This is a genomic window from Ruminococcus sp. XPD3002, from assembly GCA_900119535.1.
Lineage (GTDB): Bacteria > Bacillota > Clostridia > Oscillospirales > Ruminococcaceae > Ruminococcus > Ruminococcus flavefaciens_H.
In genome coordinates this window covers 130,662-148,026 of record FPJT01000004.1, presented here as the reverse complement: position 1 = coordinate 148,026, position 17,365 = coordinate 130,662, and the positions used below count along the sequence as shown (strand labels likewise).

Annotated in this window: 14 protein-coding genes; 6 read left to right on the top strand and 8 right to left on the bottom strand. The window is 46.7% G+C overall.

All coding sequences use genetic code 11. The features are described 5' to 3' along the window. Window positions 1–192: 192 nt before the first annotated feature. The 4 genes from BT127_RS05040 to BT127_RS05025 all read left to right on the top strand — a co-directional run bounded on the left by BT127_RS05040 (window position 193) and on the right by BT127_RS05025 (window position 3,311). Window positions 193–693, top strand: coding sequence for a GNAT family N-acetyltransferase (locus BT127_RS05040; protein WP_075423939.1), 501 nt, complete (start codon window positions 193–195; stop codon window positions 691–693). 234 nt (window positions 694–927) lie between these two features. Beyond that, complete coding sequence (locus tag BT127_RS05035) at window positions 928–1,497, top strand: manganese efflux pump MntP (protein ID WP_075423938.1); 570 nt, start codon at window positions 928–930, stop codon at window positions 1,495–1,497. A 127-nt stretch (window positions 1,498–1,624) separates the two neighbouring features. Further along, window positions 1,625–2,584: a glycoside hydrolase family 25 protein gene (locus BT127_RS05030; RefSeq protein WP_075423937.1), complete on the top strand. Its 960-nt coding sequence runs from the start codon at window positions 1,625–1,627 to the stop codon at window positions 2,582–2,584. Window position 2,585: 1 nt separating this feature from the next. Beyond that, window positions 2,586–3,311 (top strand): hypothetical protein, encoded by a 726-nt coding sequence (locus BT127_RS05025; RefSeq protein WP_075423936.1) that lies wholly within the window; start codon window positions 2,586–2,588, stop codon window positions 3,309–3,311. 49 nt (window positions 3,312–3,360) lie between these two features. Here BT127_RS05025 and BT127_RS05020 read toward each other — a convergent pair whose 3' ends face one another. After that, entirely contained in the window at window positions 3,361–3,984 is a 624-nt protein-coding gene (locus BT127_RS05020; RefSeq protein ID WP_075423935.1) for an ECF transporter S component, read from the bottom strand. Window positions 3,985–4,230: 246 nt separating this feature from the next. On the opposite strand from BT127_RS05020, the gene BT127_RS05015 reads away from it, so the two are divergent. Together BT127_RS05015 and BT127_RS05010 are read left to right on the top strand one after the other, a co-directional pair. Beyond that, window positions 4,231–6,294, top strand: coding sequence for a cellulase family glycosylhydrolase (locus BT127_RS05015; RefSeq protein ID WP_075423934.1), 2,064 nt, complete (start codon window positions 4,231–4,233; stop codon window positions 6,292–6,294). Window positions 6,295–6,627: 333 nt separating this feature from the next. Then, window positions 6,628–7,758, top strand: a complete 1,131-nt coding sequence (locus tag BT127_RS05010; RefSeq protein WP_075423933.1) for a DUF4317 domain-containing protein — start codon at window positions 6,628–6,630, stop codon at window positions 7,756–7,758. Between the two features lie 311 nt (window positions 7,759–8,069). Here BT127_RS05010 and BT127_RS05005 read toward each other — a convergent pair whose 3' ends face one another. From BT127_RS05005 to thiC, 7 genes are all read right to left on the bottom strand, one after another. Further along, the gene (locus BT127_RS05005) at window positions 8,070–8,594 is read right to left on the bottom strand and encodes a DUF6106 family protein (RefSeq protein WP_075423932.1); all 525 of its coding nucleotides are present in this window, start codon (window positions 8,592–8,594) and stop codon (window positions 8,070–8,072) included. A 68-nt stretch (window positions 8,595–8,662) separates the two neighbouring features. Then, complete coding sequence (locus BT127_RS05000; protein ID WP_075423931.1) at window positions 8,663–10,720, bottom strand: hypothetical protein; 2,058 nt, start codon at window positions 10,718–10,720, stop codon at window positions 8,663–8,665. A gap of 24 nt (window positions 10,721–10,744) precedes the next feature. Next, window positions 10,745–11,992, bottom strand: coding sequence for a glutamate-5-semialdehyde dehydrogenase (locus BT127_RS04995; RefSeq protein WP_075423930.1), 1,248 nt, complete (start codon window positions 11,990–11,992; stop codon window positions 10,745–10,747). Between the two features lie 433 nt (window positions 11,993–12,425). Further along, complete coding sequence (gene proB, locus BT127_RS04990; protein WP_075423929.1) at window positions 12,426–13,220, bottom strand: glutamate 5-kinase; 795 nt, start codon at window positions 13,218–13,220, stop codon at window positions 12,426–12,428. Between the two features lie 13 nt (window positions 13,221–13,233). Beyond that, window positions 13,234–14,181, bottom strand: a complete 948-nt coding sequence (locus BT127_RS04985; RefSeq protein WP_075423928.1) for a D-2-hydroxyacid dehydrogenase — start codon at window positions 14,179–14,181, stop codon at window positions 13,234–13,236. Then, window positions 14,178–14,498 (bottom strand): hypothetical protein, encoded by a 321-nt coding sequence (locus tag BT127_RS04980; RefSeq protein ID WP_075423927.1) that lies wholly within the window; start codon window positions 14,496–14,498, stop codon window positions 14,178–14,180. The genes BT127_RS04985 and BT127_RS04980 overlap by 4 nt, the downstream gene beginning before the upstream one ends. A 1,280-nt stretch (window positions 14,499–15,778) precedes the next feature. Then, entirely contained in the window at window positions 15,779–17,092 is a 1,314-nt protein-coding gene (thiC, locus tag BT127_RS04975) for a phosphomethylpyrimidine synthase ThiC (RefSeq protein WP_075423926.1), read from the bottom strand. Between the last annotated feature and the right edge of the window lie 273 nt (window positions 17,093–17,365).

Here is a 17,365-nt window from a genome sequence, read left to right as displayed (position 1 = left end):
CCTAAAACTTTCTACCCCAAATTTTCAGCCTGACATAGCGCTCTTGTAAAACTGCTGTTTTAGTGATACTGTGAGTGAGCGCTATGTCAGGCTGAAAATTTAAAGTAAAGGCTCCGGAATGCGATAGGGCAGACCTTCCCGGAAGATCTCCCACAATATCCCCATAAACCACTGTAGAAAAGGAGTATGGATATGGCTGTTGAAATAAAACGAGTTAAATACCTTCCCGAGCTTCGTCAGGTGGCTGAGCTTGCGGACGAAATATGGCACGAATGCTTCATAGGAATCATAACCGTGGGACAGATAGACTATATGGTGGATAAATTCCAGTCCCTCAGCGCAATGTGCGACCAGATAGACAAACAGGGATACAGCTACCTTGCAGTACGTGATGAAGGCGAGCTTTGCGGATATATCGCAGTTAAACCCGAGGAGGACGACCGTTTCTTCCTTAGCAAGCTCTATCTCAGAAAGGATAAGCGAGGCAGGGGAATAGCTACGGAAATGCTTCACAGAGTTTTCGACGAAGCTCTTGCGGCAGGTAAAAAGAGAGTCTATCTTACTGTAAACAAGCATAACGAACAGGCGATAGCAGTCTACAAAAAGACCGGCTTCACAGTTGCCGAGGACGTTGTAACAGATATCGGAAACGGCTATGTTATGGACGATCACATAATGGAATACGTTCTCTGAGTTAGTATTATAAAACGGTTATTTATTGACTTGCTCCTGAATATAATGTATAATAAAAGCTGTAAATGTGAGGGAGTAGTTAGCACAGCATGGCTGTGTGGCAAGCCGACATACTGATCGGAAGATCCGGTTTTGCATTAAATAATGAGACTCATGTATGGCTTTCCGGCTGTACCTGAGTTGCTTTTCGGGTACGAAGGTATCCGATTTTTTTTTGGAAGGACGTTTTTGGCAATGGGTTTAACTGAACTTGTACTTTTATCATTCGGACTGGCATCAGATGCTTTTTCCGTCTCGGTCTGTAAGGGACTCTGCATGAAAAAAATAGACCGCAGGGGAGCGGTGATAACAGCATTATTCTTCGGCTTTTTCCAGTTTTTGATGCCGATAATAGGCTTCTTGCTGGGAGTTCGCTTCGAGGCATATATGAGCAGGTTCAGCCACTGGGTAGCATTTGTACTGCTTGGCTTTATCGGCGGAAAGATGATATTCGAGGCCATAAAAGACCGCAATGAGGAAAAGGAAACATCGGTCTACAGGCTTGACATAAAGGAACTAACACTCCTTGCGATAGCTACAAGTATAGATGCACTTGCGGTAGGTATCGTATTTGCAGCAGAGCAGGCAAAGCTTCTGTTCTCGGTATCTGTCATCGGAGCGATAACATTTGCGGTCTGTCTTGCTGGAGTAGTAATAGGCAACCGCTTCGGAAGCAAGTACGATGACAAGGCGCAGATAGCAGGCGGAGCGGTACTCATAGTCATCGGACTTAAGCTCCTTCTGGACGGTCTCGGCGTTATCTGAGTTAGTATCATATGCAAAAATAATGTAAATTCTGACGGGATGTGTTTACATCTGACGAAAAATGTGATATCATTATTACAAGGGGGGAGCTCCCCCTTTTCAAGTTAAAAGACAAACGGAGGATAAAATGTCAGGATCACAGAATTTCAGACTTAGACTGATAGCAATACTCGAAGCGATAATAATACTTGTAATGTCGGTATTTATCATATGGATATGCTTTCTCAGGGACAACAACAGAGCAGTACCTGCAAGCACAAATGTATCGGAAGATCCCGAGATACGCTCACGTCCCGTGATAGAAAAGGAAGAGACCTTCTATCAGCTTGACGGCAAGAAGATACTCGTCCACGACAGCGCACTGGGTGAGACTTTCATCCCTGTATACGGCGATGTACCTGCAAGTGAGCTTGATATGGACAAGCTTGTGAGCCGAAACGGCTATTCGTTCTACAAGGACAACAACGAGATAGTATCCTATGCAGGAATCGATATTTCCCAGCATCAGGGAGAGATAGACTGGAAAAAGGTAAAGGAAGCAGGTATTGATTTTGCTATAATCCGTGTGGGTTATCGTACATACGGCGGCGGCATCATAGAGATGGACGAAAGCTGCGGAAAGAACATCCGTGAAGCAGATGCCGCAGGAATAAAAGTCGGGGTATACTTTTTCTCGCAGGCAGTCAATACCGAAGAAGCAATTGAGGAAGCGGATACCGTACTGAACGCCATAGAGGGCTGTAACATAACCTATCCCGTTGTATTCGACTGGGAAATGATAGCAGACGACCATGCCCGTACAGATTCCGTATCGGTAGATACACTTGCAGACTGCTGTGTGGCATTCTGTGAAAGAGTACGTTCGGCAGGCTATACTCCCATGATATATCAGAACAAGAACACAGCCATGAAGAAGCTTGACCTTCCGAGGGTAAAGGACTATGATTTCTGGCTTGCGGAATACGGAAGAGAACCATCATACTACTATGATTTCAGGATATGGCAGTACTCCTCGGACGGAACAGTCCCCGGAGTTTCAGGCAGAGTTGATATGAATATATGCTTCAGAGATTACGGAGAAGAATAAAATGTTTTTTCTAAAATACAAGCATCCTTTCCGCGGATATGGACACATAGTGTTTATTATAGCTCTGGTGACTTCTTATGCGGCGATCTTTATCGGTATTTATGATCCCGATTCTATACTGTTTCTCGGAATGGCGCTGATATTCATAGCCGTGCATATCATAGCTTATCTGATAATAAATCATCCGAGAGCAGAGGAACGTGAAAAAATAGAAAGTGCAAGGGAACTTGTCTGGAGGCAGATGACGGGAAGGGAACGCGAACAGTTTGACGCTTCAAAAAGTGTTGGAAAAGGCACGGGACTCGTAATGCTTATTGCTCCGATAGTGATAAGTCTGATAACGCTGATCTCCAGTACTGAAAAATATGCGACAGTTCTGGTAATTGTTGGTGTATTTTTTGTATTCGGGGTAGTATATATAGTCCTCCTTGTGAGACAGGGCATATGGCTTTCGGCTGATGACAGTATCGAGTGCGCCGAGATAGATGTGGACCATATAGAGGTTGTAAAGCATCACGGCAAGCATCATACCTATTATTACAACTATGCTGTGTACTACACACCCGAGGGCAGGTTCATGACACGTCTGCCTGATTCGGCAAGCTGGAAAACAAAACTGTACCTTGCGAGATACAAGAACAGGTACAGCTATGTCTTGTTTGAAAATGAGAGTGCAGATGACAGATTTGAAAGAGAAATGCGCTCTGCGAAAAGGTACAAGAGATAAAAAAGCGCCCCTGCTGTCAGGGACGCTTTTGTTGTATCATATCATTTGTTTATTCTTTTTTGGATTCGGGAAGCTGTATGAGCTTTGCCTTATAAAGCGCTGTTCCGACAGCACCTGTTATTACAGTTGTAGCCAGCAGTTCGAGAAGTGCATTTACTCCGATCATACCGATAACAAATGCGAGAACGTTCTTTCCGCCCTGAAGGTTCTGGATGTACTCCGAGTTTCCGAAGAAGAGGATAAGAGCACCCATAAAGAACAGTGTATTAAGGAATGCTGTGAAAAAGCCTGTGATAAAGCTTGCTCTTGAAACCTTGCCTGATCTTGCGATAAGTCTGAAGAGACATCCCACGATAAATCCGTCGAGAGCTCTTGCAACAAAACGCTGAACGAATGTCAGTACAGGACTGATCTGAAGTGTAGCAGCGCCCATACCGCTGAGAACGCCTATTCCGAAGCACTGAAGAAAGCTGCATAAACCGAATACGGCTCCCACGATGAGTCCACCTATGGGTCCGAGGACAACAGCTGCAATAGCTATCGGGATGGTATTAAGGGTGATGGAAAGCGGTCCTATCGGGATAGTGCCTATCGGTGTAAATGAGAAGATGATAACGATAGCCGATAACAGACCGAGCAATACCAGTGATTTGGTGTCGAACTTTGTTTTCATTATTAAATTCCTCCTTGTTATTATTCCTCTTAAGAGGATACAATACAACGCCATTATTCTAACATATATTTCCTGAATTGTCAAGGGCTAATCCAATTTGTAACCACAATGTCAAAACAAACAATTTAACATATTTTTTATTTGTTTTTTTGTTAGAACCTGCATAATCTATTGCAAATTATGAAAAAACATGTTATAATCTATTTATATATAAACATTGTATATAAATATAGGATGGGCACTACCATGTTTAAAAAATTTTTATCACTCGCTGCTGCGTTGACCGTTGCGTTTTCGGTTACAGGCTGCGGCGGCAAGACCGATCGTTCATCGGATGATCTGTCGTTTGATTCACATGTAGAATTCAACGCTACCAGAGCCCCAAAATCAACTGCTGTCCCCGACAATGCAGAGGAGGTCGTCACGCAAGTGCATACAGAGAACGTAAGCTTAAAGGAGATAGTAACTTCCTCTATGGGAACCCAGACTACTCCCGATAAGATAATAGAACGGACAGAAGGAAAAAATACAGTTCTCCTTCCTCTCTCCGATTTTATCGAGGACGGCGATGATATACAGTCGTTCACGTTTATAATCTATTCTCCCGATGACAGGGATATAGGTGAATTCAAGGGCGGATGCGGCATTGCTGTAAACAACAGCTGTCCTGTGGCTACTAATGACGGCTGGTATCAGTCCGAAGACTTCTCCGCTCCTACACAGGGAAAATACGGAGAGATAACGTGGAACGTTCCGGATGAGATAAAGGACTATATCTCCACTAACGGAAAGGTGCTTTTCGGCTACTGGTGGGGAAATACAGAGAGCATACGCCTTGACAGCGTTGTTTGTACCTACACCCGTACAAAGGAGATACCCGTTGACGGCGCTCTTGCTGTAAACGTCGGACAGAGCGTAAGATATGACGGCGATGATAAATTCATCCGTTTCTCCGCTAAGGACCAGCTCCCCGAGGATGCAGTCATACAGGCTGTGACCTACAATATAAGCGGTGCAGGTACACTTGGCAAGTTTACGGGAGCTTTCGGCTGTGAAAGAGGCGAAAGCAAGTATCAGTCACCCGATTCGGCTGTGTTCACAAACGACTCCAAACTTTCACTGACGTGGATACTTCCCGACAGGATAAAGAAATTTGCAAGGTATGACAGTGAGCTTTCACTGGGATACTGGTGGAGTCAGCAGGATTCTGTAACACTGGATTCCGTAATGATAAAATACAGTACAGGCGCTCCACCCGAGGCTGCGGCAGAGGAAACTACAGAGCGTCCCGAGAAAGTCGAAACAGGCTTCAGAAGTACAAATGAGATATTAAGGGAAATAAAGGTCGGCTGGAATCTGGGAAATTCACTTGAATCCTACAACACCGAGAATACAGGTCTCGATACCGAAACAGGCTGGGGCAACCCTAAAGCAACTGCCGACATGATAAAGAACGTCAGAAAAGCAGGCTTCAACGCCATAAGAATACCTGTTACATGGGGCGAGCATATGGACGGCGATACGATACAGCCCGAGTGGCTTGGACGTGTAAAGGAAGTTGTGGACTATGCATTCAGCGAGAACATGTACGTAATAATCAATATGCACCACGATGACTATATATGGTTCAACCCGACGGATTCAGAGTATGAAAACGACAGCAAGCGCCTTAAGGCTATATGGAAGCAGATAGCCGAGTATTTCGCAGACTATGACGACCACCTTATATTCGAGGGTATGAACGAACCCCGTACTATCGGAAGCAATAATGAATGGACAGGCGGTACATCTGCCGAAAGGGATGTTATAAACCGCTATGCAAAGGATTTTGTCAACACGGTAAGAAATACAGGCGGCTCGAATCAGGACCGCACACTCCTTGTAACTACCTATGCGGCATCCGCAGAGGTAAGCGCAATGCAGGACATGGAGATACCTAAGGACGATCACATAGCGCTGTCCCTCCACTACTATGCACCGTGGAAATTCTCGTCAGGTAAAAGCACATCATTCGGAGTTTCCGAAACAAGCGAACTGGACGCTAAATTCGCAAAGATAAAGCAGATGTTCGTCGATAAGGGAGTACCTGTTGTTATAACCGAGTTCGGATGTGTGGCAGCAGCAGACGACCAGACAAGAGCAGATTATTTCAACTATTATATCTCAGCTGCAAATACCAATGGAATCAAGTGCTTTATCTGGGATAACGGACAGCTTGCAGGCGGCGAGGATTCTTTCGGTATATTCCGCAGAAATGATCTTACGTGGAACAACACTATCCTTGACGGCATCATGAAAGGTGCATTATAAAAGTTGTACGCATACAGGAGTTTATGTGAATTTATCGGGGAAAACCTTTCTGAGGAAAGGTTCTTCCCCGAACCCCTTTCCAAAGACTTTCTGCCCCAAATTTTAAGCCTTACAGGGTACTCACTCATAGTATTACTAAACTGATAGTTTTACATGAGTACCCTGTAAGGCTTAAAATTTAAAGTAAAGGCTCTGAAATGATCGAGAAGAAATCTTTCTCAAATAGTTCTGCTCAATAAAACACATATAAACTCCTGTAGGCTTACAACTCTTGCATTTTTTCTTCGGATGATGTATAATAAAAAGGCACGAAACAAGAAAGGAAGTTATATCATGAATAAAAAAGAGACAGCAGAGATAAAAAAGAATTTTTCCGACAAGAGCGGTTTTTTCATAATGGAAAGAGTACTTACAGGCTTCATAGACGCTGAAAAGAACCTTCGCTATCACCATGTGAATTCATGTCTTACCATGCCCGTAGAGGAGCATGATGTATATGATGAGACTCTTAAAAAAGTCCTTAACACAAACGTAGGCAAGTCCTTTGTTGAATACGAGTTCCCGAATGAGGCATACGAGGAGGGCAAGCCGCAGGAGATGCTCTACACTCTTCTGCGTTCCGAGCTTAAGGACGAGGTGCTCTGTGAGAATTTCCTCAACCACATTGCAAATAATATAGCCTATACAGGTCCCTTTGCAGTCATCACAGCTTACTGCACATACACTATCCGTAAGAAGGACAAGAATGACGAGTACGCAGAGGGCGAGGACGAGATATACAACTATCTGCTTACAGCTATCTGTCCCGTGAACACAGGAAGCGACGGATTCGTTTTCGATTCCTTCAACAATGAGATAATGAAGAAAATGAACACCGAGCTCATCATCAGCAAGGCGCCTTCGGACGGATTCCTTTACCCTGTATTCAGCAACAGAAGCAGTGATATAAACCACGTTATGTACTACGCAAAATCTGCGTCAAAGCCGAATATCTCGGTCATAGAGGACGTTCTCGGATGTACCTTTGTGATGTCCGCCGAAAACGAGAAGGCTAACTTCCAGAGCATACTTAAGAACGTAGTAGGGGACGATCTGGACTATATGGTAATAAAGACCGTCAACGAGAAAATACAGGAAGTTGTTGAAGAAAACAAGGAGGAGACCGATAAGACAGTTATCGATGATCTCCGTCTTAAGGATATCCTCACGGATATCGGTGTTCCGCAGGAAAGAGTTGAAATGGTAGCACCTGTATTCGAGAAGGTCTGCGGAAACACACCGCTTACTGCGTCCAATCTGGTTGAGAACAAGACAGTTCTTGCAGCTCCGGGAATAACGGTGAATATCAAGCCTTCCGCAGCGGATAAGGTAAGGACAAGCGTAGTGGACGGCAGAAGATGCCTGCTTATAGATATTGACGATCCAACGATCGAGATAAACGGACTTCCAGTAACTCTCAGCTGACAGAAAAAAACAGCGCCTGACTTTTGCAGAAGCATGGTCAGGCGCTTTTCGTATAGTGGTACAGTAATTTTTACATGTACTATTGGGGTGGACTCTCTGAGAAGGTCTATCCTATCTCATTCCGGAGCCTTTACTTTAAATTTTCAGCCTGACATGGCGCTCCTGTAAAACTACTGTTTTAGTGATACTGTGAGTGAGCGCCATGTCAGGCTGAAAATTTGGGGCAAAAAGTCTTTGGAAAGGGGTTCGGGGGAGAACCTTTCCTCAGAAAGGTTTCCCCCGATATAAGTGCATGTATAACTTTAACTGTATCAGTCCTCGGAGAGTTTACGGCGCAGGGTGCCGGGGAGAGTTCTTTTGATATTGTCGAGCATTTTCTCGTCGGGAGAGAAAACAAGTCGTGTATTGCCGTATTCCTCGTGGGTGAAGTCGGCGAAGTACTCACCGGATGCGATATTGTCGGAAGCGAAGATAACAGTCATATCCGAGGACTCGTCGCCTGCTTCATCGTACTTGCCGAAGTCGGTGAACTTTCTTATATCCACCGTAAGCATCTCTTTGCGCTTTTTCTTGGCGATTATCTTATCGATATCCAGTTCGCCGTTAGTGAAGGTATACTCATACTCAACGTACATATTCTGTATCAGCATGAAAGTACCCACAGCCGCAGCAATAGCGATAAGCAGACCGATAAGCATAGCAAGTCCGTTTGTCATAAGTGAACCGACTGCAAAGACTGCGGTAAGGATGATACCGATAACAGCCACAGCGACTTTTTTTATCTTATCGCTGCTGCTGTACTGTTTTTTTACGAGCTGTTCTGCAAAATTATCCATAATAGTCTCCTGTAGATAGATTTGTATACTGCAAATCCCGCAGAGCTTGAAAGTCTGCGGGATGATCATCAAAGTGAAGCAGTTGCGGAAAGAACCTTCATTGCGTGTATCTGATAGCCTCCGTTTACTTCAAGGAGGGTGAACTCTACCTGCTTTGATGAGGTAGTCTCCATCCATGATGGAAGCTCGTTGATATAGTCTACAACTACTTTATACTCGTTTCCGTTCTTTGTTACGGACTTGATATCTGGCGAATATGTGAAGGTTATGGGGCGTATCGGAACATTGTAAGCCTTGTTCTCCTCATTGTAGTAGAATCTTGCCTCGGCAGGACCTACGTTTGTATGAGTGAGCTGAGGGATGTTCTCGCCGAATATCTTTACTGCATAAGCTTCAACGTCTACCGCAGGAACTGAAGCAACGTCGAATGTACGCTCATATGGCTCCATAGCTTCGTCGTCCATTATCATGGACCAGAGAGCGGCAGTAATTACCTGTTCGGAGGTAAGCTCCGAGGGATCATTGAAGGACTCTATATCCATGATAACGGCAGGATAGATAACATCCGTGAAGCCGTCCTTCTTGACCTCGCCCGAGGTAAAGCTTCCGAGATAGCCGATGCCCTTTGAGATAACGGTGAACAGACCTACGCAGGCAAGAGCTGCGAATATAACGCCGAGGATAGTGTATATCTTCTTTTTCAGTCCGCCCTTTGCAGGAGGAACAGCGAAGTCGTCCTCAGTCTTTTCGCTTCTTGCGTTTATGATATCCTCGGGATCCTCATCGAGTATCTGACCGAGGGTTGAAGTAACTCTGTTTTTCGGGAATATAGGCTCGGGAGGCGCAGCAGTGAATTCGGGTACAGCCTCCTTTTCGGGTTCTGAAGCGAACTCGTCTGCGGTATTATCGGAGCGGTTCTCGATATCTGCGATAGCGTCGGCAGCATCAGCACGGATGCCCTCCAGCATATTGTCAACGGCAGAAGTATCATCATCGGGCTCTGTATCGTGCATTTCCTCGTGTACGGCAGCAATAGCAGCATCCATAAGCTCGTCCACAGAAGGACCGCCTTCGGACTGTACAGGGTATGTGCCGCTGTAGCCGGCTGCATTTCCGCCTGAGGACTGTGTAACTATCAGCTCCTCGTAGAACTGTGTAACTCCGTTAGGAACAGATTCCTGAGTTTCTGTGAAGTCGATAACAGGTTCTTCCTGAACCTCATCCTCTGCATCGTCGCTGAATCCCGAGAAATAGTCGGTCTGTGCGGGAGCTTCGGGAAGGGTGAGAGGTATTATCTCATCACCGGCCTCGGCCTCAGCGTTGGTATCGTCCGAGAGGAGGGGAGCCTCATCCGCAGCGGCTTCCTTATCGTAAGGCTCCTCAGCAGGGTGTACATATTCTTCCTCCTGAGCGGCACTGAAGGGACCTTCCTCGTCCTGTACTGGTGCTTCATACACAGGTTCTTCGGTATACTGCGGAACTTCTTCATACTGTGGCTCTTCCGTATACTGAGGTACGTCATTGTACTGCGGTTCTTCTGTGTACTGAGGCATTTCCTCGTACTTCGGCTCTGTGTACTGAGGTGTTTCTTCAGGCTCGGGAGCGTTCTGCGGTACAGCTTCCTCAAATGAGGGGACTTCTTCCTCTTCCTTTTTCAGGAATGAGAACAGACCTTTCTTTCTGCCGCTTGTGAGCTTGTTGAGCTGAGCTATAGCGGCATCGGCGTCCTGAGCAATATCGGGTTCATTTTCTGCGGCGAACATTTCGGCAGCAGTATGCTCGTGTTCTCTGCGTACAGTTTCTTCTGCGGCAGCGTAGGCACGTTCACGCTCTATGCGGTCGTGCTCGAGAGCATCATGGCGCATAGCCTCATAGTCGGGGAGCTCTTCGCTTACTACTACCTGACTTGCCTTAAGGTGCGGCTCTTCCGCAGGTATTTCGGCAGGAGCTTCCTGTTCTGCATGTGCTTCCTCGTTGTGGATGGCGGTAAGCAGGTCGTCGACAGACATATTATCAAACTTAGTCTTGCGGCGCAGCTTAGGAAGTTCAGTTCTGGGTTTTTCAGGCTCGGACGGAATGCCTTTAAGGTTATTCAGCATATCGTCCAGATCTTTTCTGATAGCCATTGCAGCCTCCTAATAAAAATAGAATTATCTTATCTGACCGTTTCCGTCGATCAGGTATTTGAACGTTGTAAGTTCTGTAAGTCCCATAGGACCGCGTGCGTGGAGTTTCTGTGTGGAAATGCCTATCTCAGCGCCGAAGCCGAATTCTCCGCCGTCGGTAAATCTTGTTGAAGCGTTTACATAGACCGCAGCGGCATCTACCTGACGCTGGAACTTCTGAGCGTTCTCCAGCGACTTTGTTACGATACATTCAGAATGTCTTGTGCTGTATTTTCTTATGTGAGCGATAGCCTCGTCGATATCGTCCACTACCTTGACTGCGATGATGAAATCGTTGAACTCGGTAGCGTACTCGGTCTCGGTAGCTTTTTCGATGTCCTTGCCGAGAATAGCGATAGTTCTGTCGCAGCCGTATATCTTGACGTTGTGTTCCTTGAAGCGTTCAGCTATCATGGGAAGGAACTTCTCAGCCACATCCTTATGTACGAGAAGGCTCTCTATAGCGTTGCATACAGAGGGACGCTGAGTTTTAGCGTTATCGGTTATCTCGACAGCCATATCAAGGTCAGCCGAGGAATCAACGTAAACATGGCAGTTGCCTGCGCCTGTCTCGATAACGGGAACTGTAGCGTTCTGTACAACAGCCTGTATGAGGTTAGCGCTTCCTCTCGGGATAAGAACGTCCACATAGCCGTTGAGCTTCATGAGGGCGGTAGTGGTCTCACGGGAAGTATTCTCGACTACCTGTATAACATCGGCAGGGAGTCCCTGTGATTCAACAGCCTTACGCATGATGCTGCCGAGGCAGATATTGGAGTTTATAGCTTCCTTTCCGCCTTTGAGGATGACAACGTTTCCTGCTTTGAGGCAGAGTGCAGCGGCATCCACGGTAACATTCGGGCGGGACTCGAAGATTATTCCTATAACGCCCAGCGGAACTCTTGTCTTTGTTATCCTGAGACCGTTTGGACGTACAAAACCGTCCGTAACCTGACCGATAGGATCCTTAAGAGCGATAAGCTCGTCCACGCCCTTAGCCATGCCTTCGATGCGTGACTTATCGAGTTTCAGGCGGTCTATCTTTGCATCGGTCATGCCGTTTTCCTTAGCAGCGGCGATGTCCTTGGCATTCTCGGCGATTATCAGGTCTGTGTTTTCGATGAGAGCCTTTGATATCGCAGCGAGAGCGCTGTCCTTTAACTTTGTTGACGCTGAAGCTATAACAGGCTCAGCAGCCTTAGCCTTACGTCCGAGTTCTTCTGTATAATTCATAACACACCTCTTATTCAGCTATCAGCCTTTAGTCTGTGGTGTCCCCTGTCGGGGACGGATTTAATGTGGGTATTCGTACAATTGCCCGTAACCCTGACACCCTGTATGGACGACCATTGGTCGTCCGCATGTATAATGCAAATATGGATGAAAACGGACGGCGTCCCGACGTCCCATTGGCACACGTACATCCACATGTAACCCGGATACCTTGTAGGGACCGCCTTGGGCGGTCCGTTGTATCTGACCGTATATATTGGATCATGCGGGCTGCCAAAGGCAGCCCCTACAGGGGTTCCATAATTGTGTTTGGTCATCACGGGCGCTCGGAAAGCGCCCCTACACATTGTTTAACCATATATGCACGGTTATCTGCGGACGGCCAATGGCCGTCCCTACACTGCTTTCTACTTTCTGATTTCTGACAACTATTTTAGTTTATAGCCTTGAAGACGGTACCTATCTCCTTGTCCTCAAAGAGGTCATAGAGCTTTTCGGGATCGCGGCCGTTCATGATGACCATGTCGATGCCTGCCGAAGTTGCTATCTTTGCGGCGTTTATCTTGGTGGACATTCCGCCTGTACCAAGTGAAGTGCCTGCACCGCCTGCCATGCCCTCTATCTCGGGAGTTATCTTCTCAACGTAGGATATAGGCTGAGCATCCGGGTTAAGACGGGGATCATCGTCATAGAGCGCATCTATATCCGAGAGTATCAGCAGAAGGTCTGCACCCGAAAGTTCGGCAACAAGAGCCGAAAGGGAATCGTTCTCGCCTATTTCAAGTTCCAGCTCGTCGATAGCGATAGTGTCGTTTTCGTTTACGATAGGTATAACGTCCATACCAACCAGTGATTCTATAGTGTTCTTGAAGTTCTCGCAGTGGTTGGGGTTGTTGATAATGGTCTTGGTAAGGAGTATCTGAGCAACAGTAACGCTGTATTTCTCGAACATATCGTCATAGACGTGCATGAGTTCGCACTGACCGATAGCCGCAACAGCCTGTTTCATTTTGGTCTCTTTAGGTTTCTCGGGGAGTCCCAGTTTACCTGCACCCAGTCCCACAGCACCCGAAGAAACGAGGATTATTTCACGTCCCGAGTTGTGAAGGTCTGAGATGACTCTCACGAGGTTTGTCATTCTGCGTATATTTAGCTTGCCCGTTTTGTGGGCGATAGTGGAAGTTCCGAGCTTTATTACTATACGCTTTTTTTCCGAAATATTTCTCATATCAAAGCTTCTTTCAGTTGACTTTATTGACGGGAGAACCATCCATCCATGCTCTGATGTTGCCGCATACGATGTCTACAAGGCGTTTTCTTGTCTCGAAGGGTGCCCATGCCGTATGTGGAGTTATGACGCAGTTCTCCGCATTTTTCAGAGGCGTATCGGGGGACATCGGTTCCTTTTCGAGAACGTCCAGATAAGCGCCTGCTATCTTTTTCGAGTTAAGGGCATCGGCGAGTTCCTTTTCGTTCACAACGCCGCCCCTTGATGTATTTATGAGTATTGCCGAGGACTTCATTTTTCCCAGAAGTTCCGCATTTATCATGCCCTTTGTCTGTTCCGTGAGGGGACAGTGGAAGGTGAGAAAATCCGCTTCTCTTACGGCAGTATCGGTATCCGCCCAGCGATAGGGACAGTCTCTTTTTGTGCGTGATGAAGCGATGATGTTCATGCCGAAAGCGTTTCCTATCTCAGCGACCTTCTGACCTATAGAGCCATAGCCGATAATGGAAAGAGTTTTTCCTGCAAGTTCCAATGTAGGTACGGGGAAGTATGAGAATGAGGGAGAGCGCTCCCACTCGCCGTTCTTTACAGCGTTATCGTAATCACGTATACGGCTGCTGTGGTCGAGTATATAGGCGAAAACCTGCTGTGCAACGGCATTTGTGGAATATTGTCCCGCATTGCATACGGTAATGCCTTTTTCTGCGGCATAGTCCACATCAACGTTATTGTAGCCTGTTGCGAAGAGTCCCACGTACTTTATATTGGGACATGCATCCATTACCTCTTTTGTGATAAGGACCTTGTTGCAGAGAACTATATCCGCATCGCCGATATTCTCTGCGGTCTTTTCGGGAGGAGTAAGGGGGATGACCTTTACCTCGCCCAGTTCTTCAAGCTGAGAAGTTGGGATATCGCCGTTTATGTTGACTGTATACCAGTCCAGAACAGCTATCTTCATGAGTTGCTCTCCTGTTCTTCCTCGGGCTTTTTCTTACGGAAGAGGTAAGCGATGAAAGCGATAAGAAGGAGTATGCCCTCGATGATGCCGAGAGCGTAGAAGGGAAGTCTCTCCTCGGATACATGTATAGCGAGCGAGAGAGGTATCGCAACAGCTAAGATGAGCTGATATATATGCTTTTCTGAAACGAACCTTGCAACAAAGAAGATGAGCGAGATGATGCAGAAAGCAAGGTGTATCGGAAGGGGGAATGGGAAAAGTCCTACAGGCTCGACTTCGGGAGTCTGAGCCATTATGCTGATGAAATTACTTATCATATTTATCTCCGATCTGCGTATCAGGCGCAGAGGCAGCAGCTTGTTCGGCGGACTGCCGTACCGTAATAACGTCCCTTTCGGCAAAAGATTTTACCGAAAAAAGACCACACACTTTAGTATAACATAAATTATCGGGAATTTCAACCGCTTTTTAAAATTTATCCTTAATTTTCAGAAATCAGAGATCAGTAGGGGGCGACTCCTAACCGTCGCCCGTCCCCTCTGTCAGCTTCGCTGACATCTCCTAACAGGAGCGATGACCCTCTGTCAGCTTTGCTGACATCTCCCTACACTGTAGGGAGTTACCCCACACTGTGGGGAGTCACCCACATCGCCCCTTTAGTTTTCAGAAATCAGTAGGGGCGCATTCCGTGCGCCCGTCATTACACGTACATCCACCTGTAACCCTGATACCATGTAGGGGCTGATGCCTACATCAGCCCTGCCTTACAATATGTAAATTATCGGGGCGATGTAGGCATCGCCCCCTACAGATCAAATGTGAACAATTTATGAACGTCCTGCTCGTCTTTACAGTGTGAGCAGATGAGCAGTTGAAAAAGAAAAGGGCGCACGGAATGCGCCCCTATGATTGTTTTACCATAATTATATGGTTATCTGCGGAACGCCTCGGCGTTCCGTTGGCACACGTACAACCACATGCAACCCTGATACCGTGTAGGGGGCGATGCCTACATCGCCCCTTTAGTTTTCAGAAATCAGAAAGTAGAAAGCAGTAGGGGCGCATTCCGTGCGCCCGTGATAACCAAATTATGATGAATCAATTGTAGGGGCTGCCTTTGGCAGCCCGCATAATCCAATACATACGGTCATATACAACGGACCGCCGAAGGCGGCCCCTACACTGCTTTCTGCGCTCTTCGTTCACGAATGTGAACATTTTATGAACGTCCTGCTCATCTTTACAGTGTGAGCAGTTGAGCAGTTGAGCAGTTGAAAAAGAAAAGGGCGCACGTACATCCACATGCAACCCTGATACCATGTAGGGGCTGATGCCTACATCAGCCCTGCCTTACAATATGTAAATTATCGGGGCGATGTGGGCATCGCCCCCTACAAGTTAAATGTGAACAATTTATGAACGTCCTGCTCATCTTTACAGTGTGAGCAGATGAGCAGTTGAGCAGTTGAAAAAGAAAAGGGCGCACGTACATCCACATGCAACCCTGATACCATGTAGGGGCTGATGCCTACATCAGCCCTGCCTTACAATATGTAAATTATCGGGGCGATGTGGGCATCGCCCCCTACACTACTTTCTACTTCTCGGAACAGAACTCTACTTTCTCTCCGTTGAGTATCATATTTGTTGTACGTACAGCACACATCTTTCCGCACATAGAACATGTATGGCGGTCAGCAGGCGGAGTGCTCTCGAAGTAAGCCTGAGCCTTTTCACGGTCGATAGCAACATCGAACATAGCATCCCAGTCAACATTGTGACGAGCCTCAGCCATAGCGTTATCGGCATCTGTAGCGTGAGGTATACCCTTTGCAATATCGGCAGCGTGAGCAGCTATCTTGCTTGCCATAATGCCTTCCTTAACGTCGTCTATATCAGGCAGTCTCAGGTGCTCTGCAGGAGTTACGTAGCAGAGGAAGTCCGCACCGTTTACAGCAGCAATAGCTCCGCCGATAGCAGATGTTATATGGTCGTATCCGGGAGCTATATCCGTTACGAGAGGTCCCAGTACATAGAACGGAGCGTTATGACAGATACGCTTCTGGAAGGTCATATTAGCGGCTATCTCGTTCATTGCCATGTGTCCGGGACCTTCTACCATTACCTGTACATCCTTTGCCCATGCACGTTCTGTAAGTGCGCCAAGCTCGATAAGCTCGGATATCTGACCTGCATCTGTAGCATCGTCTATACATCCTGGACGGAGTGCGTCACCGAGACTTATTGTAACATCAAACTCGCGGAGTATATCGAGAACTTCGTCATAGTGCTCGTAGAACGGGTTCTCGTTGCCTGTCATCATCATCCACGCAAAGAGGAGAGAACCGCCTCTTGATACAATGTTCATCTTACGCTTGTCACGCATGAAAGCTTCAACAGCACGGCGGTTTATACCTGCATGTATGGTCATGAAGTCCACACCCTCTTCAGCGTGGGCACGAACTACCTTAAGGAAGTCCTCGGCAGTGATTTCGAGAAGATCCTTTTCGAGGTAGCCTATAGCGTCATACATTGGAACGGTGCCTATCATGGCAGGTGACATCTCGATGAGCTTTGTACGGAAGGTATTAGTCTTGCCGTAGTTAGAGAGGTCCATGATAGCTTCTGCGCCGTACTTAAGGGCAAGCTGTACCTTCTTCATCTCGTTGTCGTAGTTGTTGCAGTCGCCCGAGATACCGAGGTTTACGTTTATCTTGGTGCGAAGACCGCTTCCTATACCCTCGGGATCAATGGAAGTGTGACGTACATTGCAGGGAATAGCAACTTCGCCCTTTGCGACCTTTGAACGGAGAGTCTCGGCATCCATGTATTCCTTCTCGGCTATTCTTTTCATTTCGGGAGTTATAATGCCTTTCTTAGCGGCTTCCATTTGTGTGCTGTAGTTTCTCATAATAAAATTCCTTTCGTATTTGGATTAGCTTATACATTACAGTATCGGAGCACTGTCCAACTGCTCAACTGCTCAACTGCTCACACTGTAAAGATGAGCAGGGCGTTCATAAATTGTTAATATTTGATTTGTAGGGACGGCGATTCGCCGTCCGTTTTCATCCGTATTTGTATTTGACCATGCGGACGACCAACTACAGTATATCATGGTTGTGGATGATTGTACGTGTAATGACGGGCGCACGGAATGCGCCCCTACAATTGTTTAACCATA